The following is a 1,000-nucleotide window of genomic DNA, read 5'->3' as shown; positions in this document are numbered from 1 at the left end:
AGTTTAGGTGATGCGGACGGATTTCGGGCGTCCAAGCTCAAGCATGCGGTTCAGGGCAGCAATGGTGATGGCCACCTCCGTCAGGCGACGCCGATCCGTCCGCGAGCGCAGCGCGTCCCCGATCACTCGTTTAAGCCGGCCGATGGCGGTCTCGACCAGGGCACGACGCGTGTACCCGGACCTCTTCTGCCAACCCGTGCGTCCATGCTCCGCAATGCTTTGGAGATGCCGATCGCGCTGGGTCGGAGCGCTCTCCGCCGTCTCAGTCAGCACTGCCGTTGATCGTGGCGGAACGATCACGTCAGCATCGGGATAGCGCCTGGCGATCGTGTCGTAGATGCCAGTCTGATCGTAGGCTCCATCACCGGTGAAGGAGGCGAGTGGACCTGTGATCTGGCCGAGCAAGGGCTCAACCTGCGAGCCATCATCGACCTCGCTGGTCGTCAGTTCCGCCGCGAGGATCTGCCCGGTCTCAGCATCAACACCGATGTGCAGCTTGCGCCAGGATCGACGTGTGCGAGTGCCGTGCTTCGCGACCAGCCACTCGCCGGGCCCACAGAGCCGCAGGCCTGTGCTGTCGACCAGCAGGTGAACAGGGTCTCTGGCGCTTGGAGATGGCTTTGGGACCTCCAGCCTTTCGGCGCGGCGGCTCAGGGTCGAGTGATCCGGTACCGCCAGATCCAAACCCAGGAGTTGGAAAATTGAGCCGATCAGCCCTTCGGTTTGCCGCAGCGCGAGCCGAAACACCGCCCGCAGCGTCAGGGCCGTTCTGATTGCGAGGGCAGAATAATGGGGTTGACCGCCCCGGGTTGTGCAGGGCTCGGCCCTCCAGGCTGCGATTGCTTCCTCCGTGAACCATACCGTGAGGCTACCCCGTTGACGCAGGGCCGCGTCGTACGCCGGCCAATTCGTGACCCTGTGCCACTGCTTGGGGATGTGGTGACGGCGAGCGGCATTAGCCTTGAAGGGCATGGGAGGGGATCTTTGCCCAGACGGCGAT

Annotated in this window: 1 protein-coding gene; it reads right to left on the bottom strand. The window is 64.0% G+C overall.

All coding sequences use genetic code 11. The features are described from left to right. Positions 1–3 precede the first annotated feature (3 nt). Positions 4–972, bottom strand: a complete 969-nt coding sequence (locus ACYVOK_RS36180; RefSeq protein ID WP_460667136.1) for an IS5 family transposase — start codon at positions 970–972, stop codon at positions 4–6. Positions 973–1,000 lie beyond the last annotated feature (28 nt).

The organism is Kribbella swartbergensis, assembly GCF_054784135.1.
The sequence above is the reverse complement of the archived record's forward strand: the minus strand, read 5'-3'. Positions and strand labels throughout refer to the sequence as shown.

What these genes read in the sequence shown, in the direction of transcription:
- ACYVOK_RS36180 (WP_460667136.1), bottom strand. Translation starts at nt 972, where the DNA reads ATGCCCTTCAAGGCTAATGCCGCTCGCCGTCACCACATCCCCAAGCAG.